Below are 12,621 nucleotides of genomic sequence, written 5' to 3' on the forward strand. Positions count from 1 at the left end.
CCAGAGGCCGTCGGCCGAGGCTGACTTTTAGCTATTGTTAGTGGCAGGCATTTCTTCTGACTTTAACCAAACTCCGACACTTATTCCGAAGCCCACCAAAGTCTGCCAGCAAATAAAGTAAAGCCCTGGGTCAGCGGTCAGAATGCCAAAAGGGCTGGTATTGGTTAAAGTCTGCTTTATAAGCTCAACAAAAGGTATGACAGCCAAGGCAGAGGCAATCGTGATGGTAAGCCCAGTTTTGAAGAAATCAATTCTAATGTAGACGCTGCAGACAAGATACATTAAGGTAGCTCCTATTGCAGTACCTAGTGGCTGAGAGGCGCTTCCCAAAGCTTTGGAGAGCATTACTACCCCTATAATCGTAATAAGAAAGGCAGCAAACGAGAGCAGTAGCCCTACACATACAACTATAGTTTTATTAGGGGGAACCCTGTCAAGGTTAGTAAGGAAGATGGCTAAAGCAAAGGCGAAGGTGCTTAGAAATGGCCCTCTCTCCTCTCCAGCCAGAAGGAATGAGAATACAGAAACCATGAGACACGCACCTGTTGTGAGAACAATCCTTTTTGCGTCGACAGATATTTCCACTGTTTATGATTTTTGCTTGCCTCTAACTAGAAGCTAAAAGGAACTACTCAGCTTATCAGCTCAATATATGGAATAAAACTTCTTGCTTAAGGAGATTATGATGTGCACTTGAAATTGCCTAAATAAATTTACCCAACCTCCACCACTCGTTTCTCCTCACTGCTCTGCATAGCCAGTTCAATAATTCTAATCACATCCCGCGCCTGCTCTGGTTTTACAGCTAATTCGGCTTCACCAATGATAGCCTGCTCCACGTTGTCATAAAAGCCGCGATAATCGCCGGTTTCGCTTTCTACTTTGCCTATAAAGTGCAAGCCATGAATATCGGTGTTCAACTGTCCCCAGAGATGCTCGGGTTCTACGCCCCAAGTGGTGGGTAGGGCCTTCGGGAAGAGGCCTTGCTTGAGTGCTTCTTCCTGTACGTCCAGGCCGTGTTTAAAGAAAGAGCCTTTGTCGCCGTGCAAGATGTAACGGGGACCAGGTTCGCGCACCAGCATGCCGGCGGTTAAAACCACTTTGAGTTTGTCATAGAAGAGCACGGTCTCAAACTTGTCTGGTATCTGGCTTCCTTCGCGCTGACTTCTGATGTCTGCCCAAATGGCTTTCGGCATCCCGAACAAGGTCAAGGCTTGGTCAATGAGATGCGAACCCAAGTCATAAAGAATACCCGTACCTGGCGCCTCTTCCTCTTTCCAAGTGTTAGCCCTAACAGCGTTCCTGAATCGGTCAAAGTGCGCGCGGTATTCTACCAAAGTACCCAGAAGGTTTTGCTGCACTAGCTTCTGGATGGTTCTAAAGTCGCTGTCCCAGCGGCGGTTGTGGTACACGGTCAATACCTTGCCTTGAGACTTTGCCAGCTCAATCAGCTCTTCGGCCTCGGCAGAGGAGACGGTAAAGGGCTTTTCCACCACCACGTGCTTTCCGGCTAGCAAGGCTTCCTTGGCCAGTGAGTAGTGGGCACTGTTGGGCACGGCCACAATAACTAGGTCAATGTCATCGTCTTGGAGAATATCCTGCACATTGGCCGTCACTGCCGCTTTGGGGTAACGGTCATTAGCCAGACGAATATTCTCCTCCCGTGACTCCCTGATTCTGGTCAGTTCCAACCCATCCACAGCCTCCACAAACGGGGCATGAAACACTTGTCCGGCCATGCCATAACCTATCAATCCTACGCGTATCATACTTCTTGTTTTTTAATGCCAACCAAAAGAGCGAACCCACCTCCAAAGAAAATAAAATATCCCGTGGCTTTCTGATTCTTCTTTCACCAAGACGCAAAGGGCAGACTTTCGTTTTTAACCTCTTTTCTATAAATCAGGGCAAAACCGGTATCCCTATCATAGTCAATCCCAAAATGCCTTGGACACTAAGCACCTCTTCTTTGAAAACTTCAAAACACGGGTACGTATTTGTACTATAATTTCATAAAAAAGCAGGAATAAAGACGTAATTATCTCAGTTACAAAGGCTAAAACCTGCCCTCAGCGCTCAGACATCAACTATTTTTTATGTATATAGCGTATAGTATTCAAGAGAATACATACCTTTGCATATCTATTAAAATCAAAAAATGAAAAACGGTAAAGTAAAATTCTTCAATGACTCCAAAGGATTTGGTTTCATTAAAGATGCAGAAACAAACGAAGAGTACTTTGTTCACGTGTCTAACTTAGTAGACGAGATCAGAGAGAATGATGATGTAACTTTTGAGCTGAAAGAAGGCAGAAAAGGTTTGAACGCTGTTAATGTGAAGCTTGCATAAGTTTTAATATATATCAGTTTCATAAAAAAGGGCTTTGCATACATGCGAAGCCCTTTTTTTGTATCTTCCCTGTGGGGAACGCCCATTGCCGTTGCCCCGCCCCTTTTCCTTCTTTTTTTATCTTTTACCCGTATGACCCGGAACCGCAGTTGGTATTTAGTACTAGTACCTGTTTTGTTACTAGCAGGTTATTTCTTGTTTGCATTCTCTGGCCAAATCGAAGCCCGGGCCCCTGTTGCCTCGGCTAAAAAGCCACTCCCCGCTACCCAGCAAAATGCTACTACGCCACCGGCGGCAGCTTCAGCGGTGGCAGACCCCAACGCACCGTTTAAAGAAGTGAAAGCCACGGCGGCTTCTATCCTGGCCAGACCGCAGGTGCCCATTCTGTGCTACCACCAGATCCGCAATTGGACCTCTAAGGACGGCAAAGTGGGCAAAGACTATATTGTCAAGACTGCCGAGTTCAGGGCCCAGATGAAAATGTTAGCCGACAGCGGTTACCACACCATCCTACCCGACCAGCTCTACGCCTACCTCACTGAGGGGAAGCCGCTACCGTCCAAGCCCATCATGCTCACCTTTGATGACACCAAACTGGACCAGTACACTGTTGCCAAGCCCGAACTGGACAAGTACGGCTTCAAAGGCGTGTTCTTTTTGATGACGGTTTCTATTGGCAGGCCCAACTACATGACCAAGGCGCAAATTAAAGAACTCTCTGATCAGGGGCACGTGATAGGCTCGCACACCTATGACCACCACAACGTCAAGAAGTACGAGGGCAAGGACTGGATTACCCAGATAGAGAAACCTACCAAGCAACTGGAAGCCATCACGGGCAAGCCTATCCGCTACTTCGCGTACCCGTTTGGATTGTGGGAGCCCGAGGCCATTCCTGAACTACAGAAACGCGGCTTTGCGGCGGCCTTCCAGCTCGCCACCAAACGCGACCAGCAGGACCCGCTCTTCACCATTAGACGCATTATTGCGAGCGGTTACTGGAGCACGCGCACCCTGCACAACAGCATCAAGAATAGCTTTTAGGGAATGTTAAAAAAAAGCAGTTCTATTATTTTAGCTTACTTCATTCTCTTATCCACTCTCATATCTTGCTCAAGCAGAGTAGAAGAAACGATGGAAGGAATTTGGGATATAGAAGCTATACACTACAATGAATATGATATTAGGGGATGTTTACTTGGAAGCATATTCAGGTTCAAAGACGAATATGTAACTCTTCCCGTAACCTTAAATTGCAGTGTATTAGGAAAAACTAGAGATAGAGGCACTTGGGAGGTTATTGAACCCGATTCAGGCGGCTTTCTCCTTAAAATTGATTCTGAAAGCAAAGTCTTCAACGGAACCCACAGGTTAAGATTCATCAAAGACTTTGAAAACAAGATGTTGAAGTTTGAGATAACTTCTGACAGCTTATACATTGTGGGAAATAAAGTTCTTTACCCTTTTAAATCTAATATTAATAACATTGATTACTTAGTTAAGCTTAGCAAATAAATATCCTTTACCCAACTTACACATAAAAACAAAACCCGTTTTTGGCCTGTTTTCTCAGAATCAGGCCAAAAACGGGTTTTCGCTTTCCAGTGAAATTCAACCGCTAGAGGGAGAAAGAAAACCGGTGCCCGGCAAACACAGTACATCTTTCTAACCTAACGACTCTTAAAACTATGGATAGCATCAACCAAAATCAGCCCGAGAAGAACCACCAGGACCTGCACGGCGCTGAGGCCGCCAAGAAAATGAAAGCCTTGGCAGAAACCGCTGAGAGCTGTTTCTTCTGCACCAATATCAAGGCCAGCCAGCCCATTACTACCCGTCCCATGGCAGTCTTGAAAGCAGACGAGGCCGGCAATTTCTGGTTCCTGACCTCAGACGACTCCCACAAGATTGAAGAGCTACAGCAAGACCCGTTTGTACAGTTGATGTTCCAAGGCTCGGCGCACTCAGACTTCTTGACCGTCTACGGCAACACCGAGGTGAGCAAGGACAAAGCCATGATTAAAGAACTCTGGAACCCCATGCTCAAAACCTGGTTCACCGAAGGCGTGGACGACCCCAGAATCACTGTCCTCAAGGTGGTGCCCACCGGCGGCTATTACTGGGACAACAAGCACGGTAATGCTGTCGCCTTCGCCAAACAAGCCGTTGGTGCGGCTATAGGCGTCACCCTGGATGATTCCATTGAAGGAAAACTGGACCTGCAATAAGAAGCCTGTTCGTACTAAAACCAGAAAAGCGTTTTCGGCCTGATTTCTAGAAATCAGGCCGAAAACGCTTTTTCATGGACCAGCCTTTCAATGGCTTTTCGGTTTAAACGAGTTAAGGACGTAAAAAAGCGTAGGCCAACCTAGCACTTCTCCAACGCCTGCAGAATATCGTTCAAGATGTCATCTACGTGCTCCAAGCCAACTGAGATTCTGATAAGGCCGGGGGTGATGTTAACGGCCAGTCGCTCCTCTTCGGTGAGTTTGGCGTGGGTGGTGCTGGCCGGATGCGAGGCAATGCTACGCGTGTCGCCTAAATTGGCGGTGAGCGACAACATCTGCAGACTGTCCAGGAATTTCCGGCCACTTTCTAGACCGCCTTTCAATTCAAAGCAGAGCAAGCCGCCGCCGTTCTGCATCTGCTTTTGGGCAATGGCATATTGCGGATGAGATGGCAGAAACGGGTACTTCACCCAGCTCAGTTTTGGATGGTCTTGCAAAGCTGTGGCAATCTTTAAGGCGTTGCCAGCGTGGCGCTCCATGCGCACATCCAAAGTCTCCAGGCTTTTGCTCAACACCCACCCGTTGAACGGCGACAGCGCAGGGCCGGTGCTCCTACAGAACAGGTAAATGTCTTTGATAAGCGCTGCCTTGCCTACCACTACGCCACCCATTACGCGGCCTTGCCCGTCCAACCATTTGGTCGCCGAATGCACCACTAAATCAGCGCCGAATTGAATAGGCTGCTGGTTCAAAGGAGTAGCAAAGCAGTTGTCTACGTTGAGCAAGATGTTGTGCTTCTTGGTCAATTGTCCCACCCACTCCAGGTCAATGATGTCCAGCCCCGGGTTGGTGGGCGTCTCAATGTAGAGCATCTTGGTGTTGGCCCGAATGGCAGCTTCCCATTCCTCGGGTTTGTCGGCGGGCACATAACTGTACTCTATGCCGTACTTGGGCAAGAATTTGGTAATGACCGTGTGTGTGCTTCCGAAGATAGAGTTGCAGGAAAGCAGATGGTCTCCGGATTTGAGCAGGGCCATGAACGAGGCAAACACCGCACTCATCCCAGACGCCGTCGCGAAGCCCGCCTCCGCTCCTTCCAAGGCAACCATCTTGTCGGTGAACTCTTGCACGCTGGGGTTGCTGAACCGACTGTAAATGTTGTCGTCGGTCTCATCGGCGAAGGCGGCGCGCATGTCCTCGGCGTTGTCAAACACGAAGCTGCTGGTCAGGAAGAGCGGTGTGGCGTGCTCCATTTCCTGGGTGCGTTCGGTTTGGGTTCGGATGGCTTGAGTGATGGGATGGTAGTTTTGCTCTTCCATTGTTTCTTTGTTTGAATGCTTGCGGCACGCATTTGGCTGTTCCCTTGGTTATGCCGATTCTTGCGGTGCGAAACACCTGCTTTGTTTCATCTTTTCCGCTAAGCGCTCACGGCCGCGGGGCCCCGTCTTGGCCCTTCGCACTGCTGTTGTACTCTGGGCCTTTGACCCCGCCTTTCAGGCGACGAAACAACAGAGGCGCTCAGGACCAAGACTGGTTTCGGTCCCAATTCTTCAAAGACTTAATTGTCAATCACCTCTTTTCAGGCAAATTCTGCTACTGTCGCTGCAGAGTCTTGCGTGCTAAAGCACGGTTTGCTTTATCTGCTGGAACGTAGCTGGCTTGGCCTGCGGCCTAAGCCAAGTTTATCGTTTTTGGCCTGTTTTCCAGAAAACAGGCCAAAACGCATTTCAGACTCAGGACTCGCGACTCAAGACTCAGGACTAGCTTACGCAGTAAGCTTCACTTCCCAGGTGATGTTGGCGCCGGCGCGGCGGAGGGTTTCGGCCACGGAGCAGTACTTGTCCATAGAGAGCTGGCAGGCGCGGTCGGCTTTGTCTGCGTCTATGGTGCCGCCCAGTTCATACACCACGTGGATATTGGTCCAGAGGGCGGGTTCTTTGCCGGTCTCGCGTTCGCCGTCAATGTACATTTTGAAATGAGTGATGGTCTGGCGCTGTTTGTTCAAGATCATGACCACGTCAATGCCCGCGCAGCCGCCCAGGGCCATTAAAAGCATTTGCATGGGGCGTACGCCCGCGTTGCTACCGCCGCCATCATGGCTGGTGTCGGTGGTGATGACGTGCCCGTTGGTGTCTTTTGCCTCGAAGCCGTAGTCGCCGGCGGTGCGTTCTAATTCTATTCTAATCATTTTCTTCGATTTAAAACCTGTAGCGCCTTTCTTTGCAGAACATTGGCATCACACGGCATGAATTACTTTGAGTACCCTCACCCTTTCGCGTTAGAGACCGGCCAGACGCTTCCGGCTCTGACTATTGCCTACCATACATTTGGTGAGTTGAACACAAAGAAAAGCAATGTAGTCTGGATTTGCCATGCCCTCACCGCTAATTCCAACCCGCTGGACTGGTGGAACGGCGTCACCGCCGAAGGCAAAGCCATCAATCCCCGGGAGCATTTCATTGTCTGCGCCAACATTCTGGGCTCGTGCTATGGCTCTACGGGTCCGCTGAGCAAGAATCCAGAAACCAACCAACCCTATTATGCCACGTTTCCGCAAGTAACCATCAGGGACATGGTCAAGGCGCATGCGTTGTTGCGGGAGCATCTGGGCATAGAAAAGATTTACCTCTTGGCCGGCGGAAGCATGGGTGGTTATCAGGCGTTGGAATGGTGCGTGCTGGAGCCAGACCGAATTGAGAATTTGTTTCTACTGGCTACCTCAGCGGCCGAAAGCGCCTGGGGCATTGCCATTCATACCACTCAGCGCCTGGCCATTGAAGCCGATGGCACTTTTGGCGAAAACTCTGATACGGCCGGGAGCAAAGGCTTGAAAGCGGCTCGTGCCGTGGGCATTCTCACCTATCGTAGCTTCCAGATTCTGGAACAGAACCAAACCGACCCTGACGTGGAGAAGCTGGACAACTACCGCGTCTCGTCGTACATCAATTATCAAGGCGACAAGCTGGTAAACCGGTTTAACGCCTACAGTTACTGGATTCTCACCAAGGCCATGGACAGTCATCACTTGGGCCGTGGCCGCGGCGGAAAACTGGCAGAAGTGCTACACCAGATAAAGCAGAAAACCTTGGTGATTGGCATTAGCAGTGACGTGCTGTGCCCGGTGCAGGAGCAGAAGTTCCTAGCTCAGCATATCCCCAGCGCGCAGTACGTGGAGATTGAATCTGACTACGGCCATGACGGCTTCATTATTGAAGGCGAGCGCATCACCCAGGCTTTGCAGGAATGGTTGCCAGCCGTTAAATAAACCATCGCATAGCCTTTTCATCGCCGCAATTTCACCTTCGGGGCATACTAGATTTTCGATTTTGGCTTCTTTTTTGGAAAACAGGCCAAAAATGGGTTTAGAGGGCGACCTCCATATTTTTAGAAACCTCAGCCTACGCAAAACGGTACACGGTATGTCAGAAGCCGGCAGACAATCCCGGCGTCTATCAGAACCCGTATGGCGAAGCACACCTATGATATGGGCTTGATTGGCAACTGTGCCTATCTAGCCTTGATACACCAAGACACCAATATTGAATGGCTCTGCTGGCCCAGATTTGACAGCAGTTTTGTGTTCGGGCCCATGATGGACCGGCAGAAAGGCGGCGAGTTCTCCCTAAAACCAGACGCAGAGGAATTTACCTCGCACCAATATTATGTAGAAAACACCAACATCCTCTGCACCGAAATCACCTGCCAAGAAGGCTCTTACCGCGTCACCGACTTTGCCCCGCGCTTTAGACAGCACCAACGCTATTACAAGCCCTTGATGCTGGTGAGAAAAGTGGAGCCTATCGCTGGTTCGCCGCGCATCAAAGCCACCTGCCACCCCATGGGCAACTATGGTCAACTAGAATTAAAACGAAGACGCAGTTCTAACCATATCGCTTTTTTGGGCTTAGACGAGGAAGTGCGCCTGACCACCAACGCTTCTTTAAGCTACATTCTGGAAGACCAGTATTTTGTACTCAATGAGACCCTGTACTTTGTCCTAACCTATGGAGCGCCGCTAGAGGCGAATCTGGAAAGCACCGTTGAATCCTTCCTTCGCCAGACCACGCGCTACTGGCACAACTGGGTGAAGAACACCAGTATCAGCAACTTCTTCCAGGAGCAAGTGATCCGAAGTGCGCTGGCCTTGAAAATACACCAGTACGAAGACACGGGCGCCATCATCGCCTCGCCTACCACCAGCTTACCGGAGCACCCCGGTAGCGGCCGGAACTGGGATTACCGCTTCTGCTGGATGCGCGATACCTACTACATCCTCAACGCGTTCAACAACATCGGGCACTTTGAGGAGATGGAGCGCTACTTCCATTTCATTGCCAACATCACCGCTAAGGACACGCCACGCTACCAACCGCTCTATTCCATCAGCGGACAAAGTAAACTCACCGAGCTGGAACTGGAGTTGGAAGGTTACCTGGGCAACAAGCCGGTGCGCATTGGCAATGACGCTTATACCCACATTCAGAACGACGTGTACGGTCAGATTCTGGTGGCACTGTTGCCGCTCTACATTGACCGCCGTTTCAACGATGCCGAGCGCATTGAATCCCAGAAGCTGATTTACAAGACGCTCTACAAGATACAGGACACCATGGAAGAGCCCGATGCGGGACTCTGGGAGTTCCGGGATTTTGCGCAGTACCACACCTACACCTACCTGTTCCATTGGGCGGGCGCGGCGGCGGCACGCAGCGCAGCCCGTCATTTTGGCGACGAACAACTGCACCAACTAGCCACCGACTTGATGCAACAAGCCGCGGCCAAAATCGAGCAATGCTTTGACCCAACCAGAGGCGTATACACGCAGGCCATAGGCAAGAATCACTTAGACGCCAGCACGCTCCAGTTGATTATGATGCACTACATTGACCCCGCCTCTGAGGTAGCCAAAACGCACCTGGCCGCCATGGAACGGGAGCTCAAAACTCCCGAGGGACTTTTCTACCGCTACAAGCACGCCGATGACTTCGGGGTTCCGCAAAGCACGTTTTTGATTTGCGCCTTCTGGTACATTGAGGCCCTGGCCTGCGTAGGCCGCGTGGACGAAGCTCTGCTTGAGTTTGAGAACATCCTCAAGTACACCAACCACCTAGGCTTGCTCAGCGAGGACGTAGACTCCAGAGACGGCAGCCAGTGGGGGAACTTCCCTCAGGCCTATAGCCACGTGGGCTTGCTCAATGCCGCCTACCGCATTTCTAAACGCTTGGACAGACCTTCTTTCTTGTAAGGAGGAGAAGTTGTATGATAAACCAAGAAAGGCCAGCGAATTGCTGGCCTTTCTTGGTTTAATAGGAAATCATTTTTAGCCTGTTTCAAAGGAATTAGCTCAAAACCGAAAAGATCTATGTAATGCGCAGGAGACAAGGCCGTGCCGGTGTCTCTACAAAGGCTCCGCGCCAGCGCATACAGGCATTGCAACGGCACCACCCATAACCAGCCTGCCCTTGACCGAGGGAGAAAGTAATGGCTTGTGAAGTAGTAACGGCGTAAGTTCGCCATGAAACGAACCACATTGGCCAGGTGCACAAAACTGAACCACCGCCTGTCTGAGCGGCAGCGAGTTCGGGGGTTCTTGATTCTTTTGGTTACTTTTCTCATCAAGGAGAAAAGTGACGAACGCAGATAGGAAGTAAGCGAAAATGAGATTGGTAGTAATGGGCTTGGGTGGTAGAGGCGGAAGGTAATAATGAGATAAAGCATGTCATCCCCCTACCCCCTTCAAAGGGGGACGAAATGCTAGCTTTTACCTAACTCAACATTAAACAAAAAGCAAACATCATTTTTAGGCTGCTTTCCAGAAAGCAAGCCTAAAAGAAGACATATACATCCAGACTATTTTTCTTCGCACAGATCCTGCAATAGCTTCCTCACTTCTTGGTGATTGTCCAAGTTGTACTTGGCCAGGGAGCGTTGGCTACCCACTTTAATGGTGTAAGCGTCGTCGGGCATGATCTTGAACATATCCTCGTCGGTGCGGTCATCGCCAATGGCCAGCAGGAAATCATGGGGGTGCAGTTCTAGCCAGCGCAAGGTGGCCAGGCCTTTGTTCACTTCTACGTTCTTCACTTCCAGCACCTTGTCGCCTTCCATGACTTGCAGGTTGATGTTGGCGGCCATGAACTGAAGGTGGTTGCTGAGTTCGCGGGCGCGCAGTTCGCCTAAGGAGGAATCTACCTTGCGGTAATGCCACACCAGGGAGTAGTCCTTCTCCTCTATGAACGAGCCGGGCGTGCGGCTTACGTGCATTTCCATGATGGGCCGCACCTCGGTTTTCCAGTCATTGGTGATATGATGCATCATGTGCCAGTCATGGGTTTGCTGGCGCATCCAGACGCCGTGCTCCGCAATGATGTCTACGGGCAGATGGCCTAACCACTCTTCTAAGGTATGGCGGTCGCGGCCGCTGATGACCACCACGCGGTTTTTAGGTTCTTGGGTTAAGTGGTCCAACACACGTAGCAACTCCTCGTCTGGGAACGCATGCTTGGGGTTCTGCACGAAGCCCGTGAGCGTGCCGTCATAGTCCAGGAACAGGATACGCTGCTGGGCCTTCTGGTAGCTTTGCAGCAAGGCCTGGCGCTCTTCTTTTGACAGGTACTCGGTGGCCAGGGTCAGCTGCTTGATTTTGATGTACTCCAGACGGTTCATGAAAATGCTCACCCACTGGTGGATGTCATAGCGCTTGAGGATCTCCTGCATGTGCTGCATGCGGGTTTGCTGGTCGGCCTCGGGCATGGTCATGGCCTCGCGCATGGCCTGCACCATCTGGCCAAGATCATTGGGGTTGATGATGAGCGCGTCTGACAGTTCTTTGGCGGCGCCGGCCATCTCACTCAGAATCAGGACGCCTTTTTGATCCAGTTTACTGGCCACAAACTCTTTGCAGACCAGGTTCATGCCGTCGCGCATGGGAGTGATGAGGGCAATGTCTGCCACGGTATAAAGCGCCGACAACTCCTCAATGGGAAACGAGCGGTAAAAGTACTGGATGGGGTTCCAGGAAATAGTGCGGTACGAGCTGTTGATGCGGCCCACCAACTCATCAATGGTTTCTTTGAGTTGCTTGTATTTTTCTACCTGATCCCGGGACGGCACCACCAGCATAAACAAGGTCACCTTCTCCCTGAACTCCGGGTACTCCTGCAAAAGCAGCTCAAAGGCTTGCAATCGGGCTGGTATTCCTTTGGAGTAGTCCAGTCGGTCAATGGACAGGATGACCTTCTGCCCGCTCAGGGCCTCATTGTAGGGGATGAGTTTCTCCTTCATCTCTTCTGAGGCAGCCAGTTGGGCATATTTCTCATAGTCAATGCCCATGGGGAATGCATCTACCATGATCTGCCGGTAGCCGTTGTCTATGAGGCCCTGCGTGGTGTTCATGCCAATGATGCGGCTCACCGAACTCAGGAAATGTCGGACGTCGTCATAGGTATGGAAGCCAATGAGATCGGCGCCCAGCATGCCTTTCAAAAGCTTTTCGCGCCAGGGCAGCATCCTGAACACCTCAAAAGACGGAAACGGAATGTGCTGAAAAAACCCGATGCTGCTCTCTGGAAACGCCTCTCTGATGTAGGCAGGCAGCAAGAGCAACTGGTAGTCATGCACCCAGATGGTGTCACCGGGTGCAGCCACTTCCATGACGGCTTGGCAGAACTTCCGGTTTACGTTTTGGTACGCCTCCCAGTAAACGTCGTCATAGACCGTGTATTGACTGAAGTAGTGGAAGGAAGGCCACAGCGTTTCATTGCTGAAGCCTTCGTAGAACTCTTTGATCTCGCTCTCGGTGAGGAACACCGGGTACATGCTCTGGGACTTGAGCGATTGAGTGACTTCCTGTTCTTCGGCTTCGTCCTCAAAGAAAAGACCGGGCCAGCCAATCCAGACGTTGTCGCCTTCTTTATAGATAGAGCCTAAGCCTGTGGCCAATCCTCCTTCACTTGTCTCATAGGCCAACCCCTCTTCCTTACGCTGTACTTTAATGGGCAATCTATTGGAGATGATGATGGTTTTAGACATAGGATACCAGTT

General features: G+C 50.7%; 11 protein-coding genes. 6 read left to right on the forward strand and 5 right to left on the reverse strand.

What is annotated here, in order from left to right; genetic code table 11:
* Window positions 1–27: 27 nt before the first annotated feature.
* Both TH61_RS03020 and TH61_RS03025 read right to left on the reverse strand, forming a co-directional pair.
* Window positions 28–585 carry a hypothetical protein gene (locus TH61_RS03020; RefSeq protein WP_157600524.1) on the reverse strand — a complete coding sequence of 186 codons (558 nt, stop codon included), beginning with the start codon at window positions 583–585 and terminating at the stop codon, window positions 28–30.
* A 128-nt stretch (window positions 586–713) separates the two neighbouring features.
* The gene (locus tag TH61_RS03025; protein WP_066505716.1) at window positions 714–1,769 is read right to left on the reverse strand and encodes an oxidoreductase; all 1,056 of its coding nucleotides are present in this window, start codon (window positions 1,767–1,769) and stop codon (window positions 714–716) included.
* Window positions 1,770–2,158: 389 nt separating this feature from the next.
* On the opposite strand from TH61_RS03025, the gene TH61_RS03030 reads away from it, so the two are divergent.
* The 4 genes from TH61_RS03030 to TH61_RS03045 all read left to right on the forward strand — a co-directional run bounded on the left by TH61_RS03030 (window position 2,159) and on the right by TH61_RS03045 (window position 4,578).
* A complete protein-coding gene (locus TH61_RS03030; protein WP_066505718.1) occupies window positions 2,159–2,350 on the forward strand; it encodes a cold-shock protein in 192 nt (63 codons plus the stop codon).
* A gap of 132 nt (window positions 2,351–2,482) precedes the next feature.
* On the forward strand, window positions 2,483–3,394 hold the full coding sequence (locus tag TH61_RS03035; RefSeq protein ID WP_071887891.1) for a polysaccharide deacetylase family protein: 912 nt from the start codon (window positions 2,483–2,485) through the stop codon (window positions 3,392–3,394).
* Between the two features lie 90 nt (window positions 3,395–3,484).
* The gene (locus TH61_RS03040) at window positions 3,485–3,865 is read left to right on the forward strand and encodes a hypothetical protein (RefSeq protein ID WP_066505719.1); all 381 of its coding nucleotides are present in this window, start codon (window positions 3,485–3,487) and stop codon (window positions 3,863–3,865) included.
* 173 nt (window positions 3,866–4,038) lie between these two features.
* A complete protein-coding gene (locus TH61_RS03045; RefSeq protein ID WP_066505722.1) occupies window positions 4,039–4,578 on the forward strand; it encodes a pyridoxamine 5'-phosphate oxidase family protein in 540 nt (179 codons plus the stop codon).
* 140 nt (window positions 4,579–4,718) lie between these two features.
* Here TH61_RS03045 and TH61_RS03050 read toward each other — a convergent pair whose 3' ends face one another.
* Window positions 4,719–5,897 carry a PLP-dependent aspartate aminotransferase family protein gene (locus tag TH61_RS03050; RefSeq protein ID WP_066505731.1) on the reverse strand — a complete coding sequence of 393 codons (1,179 nt, stop codon included), beginning with the start codon at window positions 5,895–5,897 and terminating at the stop codon, window positions 4,719–4,721.
* A gap of 446 nt (window positions 5,898–6,343) precedes the next feature.
* Complete coding sequence (locus TH61_RS03055) at window positions 6,344–6,766, reverse strand: OsmC family protein (protein WP_066505734.1); 423 nt, start codon at window positions 6,764–6,766, stop codon at window positions 6,344–6,346.
* A 57-nt stretch (window positions 6,767–6,823) separates the two neighbouring features.
* Here TH61_RS03055 and metX point away from each other — a divergent pair, with 57 nt between their 5' ends.
* Together metX and TH61_RS03065 are read left to right on the forward strand one after the other, a co-directional pair.
* Window positions 6,824–7,843, forward strand: coding sequence for a homoserine O-acetyltransferase (metX, locus tag TH61_RS03060; RefSeq protein ID WP_066505738.1), 1,020 nt, complete (start codon window positions 6,824–6,826; stop codon window positions 7,841–7,843).
* A gap of 198 nt (window positions 7,844–8,041) precedes the next feature.
* The gene (locus tag TH61_RS03065) at window positions 8,042–9,823 is read left to right on the forward strand and encodes a glycoside hydrolase family 15 protein (protein ID WP_066505741.1); all 1,782 of its coding nucleotides are present in this window, start codon (window positions 8,042–8,044) and stop codon (window positions 9,821–9,823) included.
* Between the two features lie 605 nt (window positions 9,824–10,428).
* Here TH61_RS03065 and TH61_RS03070 read toward each other — a convergent pair.
* A complete protein-coding gene (locus tag TH61_RS03070; protein WP_066512475.1) occupies window positions 10,429–12,609 on the reverse strand; it encodes a bifunctional alpha,alpha-trehalose-phosphate synthase (UDP-forming)/trehalose-phosphatase in 2,181 nt (726 codons plus the stop codon).
* Window positions 12,610–12,621: the final 12 nt, after the last annotated feature.

The organism is Rufibacter sp. DG15C, assembly GCF_001577755.1.
GTDB lineage: Bacteria > Bacteroidota > Bacteroidia > Cytophagales > Hymenobacteraceae > Nibribacter.

What these genes read in the sequence shown, in the direction of transcription:
- TH61_RS03025 (WP_066505716.1), bottom strand. Translation starts at nt 1,769, where the DNA reads ATGATACGCGTAGGATTGATAGGTTATGGCATGGCCGGACAAGTGTTT.
- TH61_RS03030 (WP_066505718.1), top strand. Translation starts at nt 2,159, where the DNA reads ATGAAAAACGGTAAAGTAAAATTCTTCAATGACTCCAAAGGATTTGGT.
- TH61_RS03035 (WP_071887891.1), top strand. Translation starts at nt 2,483, where the DNA reads ATGACCCGGAACCGCAGTTGGTATTTAGTACTAGTACCTGTTTTGTTA.
- TH61_RS03040 (WP_066505719.1), top strand. Translation starts at nt 3,485, where the DNA reads ATGGAAGGAATTTGGGATATAGAAGCTATACACTACAATGAATATGAT.
- TH61_RS03045 (WP_066505722.1), top strand. Translation starts at nt 4,039, where the DNA reads ATGGATAGCATCAACCAAAATCAGCCCGAGAAGAACCACCAGGACCTG.
- TH61_RS03050 (WP_066505731.1), bottom strand. Translation starts at nt 5,897, where the DNA reads ATGGAAGAGCAAAACTACCATCCCATCACTCAAGCCATCCGAACCCAA.
- TH61_RS03055 (WP_066505734.1), bottom strand. Translation starts at nt 6,766, where the DNA reads ATGATTAGAATAGAATTAGAACGCACCGCCGGCGACTACGGCTTCGAG.
- metX (WP_066505738.1), top strand. Translation starts at nt 6,824, where the DNA reads ATGAATTACTTTGAGTACCCTCACCCTTTCGCGTTAGAGACCGGCCAG.
- TH61_RS03065 (WP_066505741.1), top strand. Translation starts at nt 8,042, where the DNA reads ATGGCGAAGCACACCTATGATATGGGCTTGATTGGCAACTGTGCCTAT.
- TH61_RS03070 (WP_066512475.1), bottom strand. Translation starts at nt 12,609, where the DNA reads ATGTCTAAAACCATCATCATCTCCAATAGATTGCCCATTAAAGTACAG.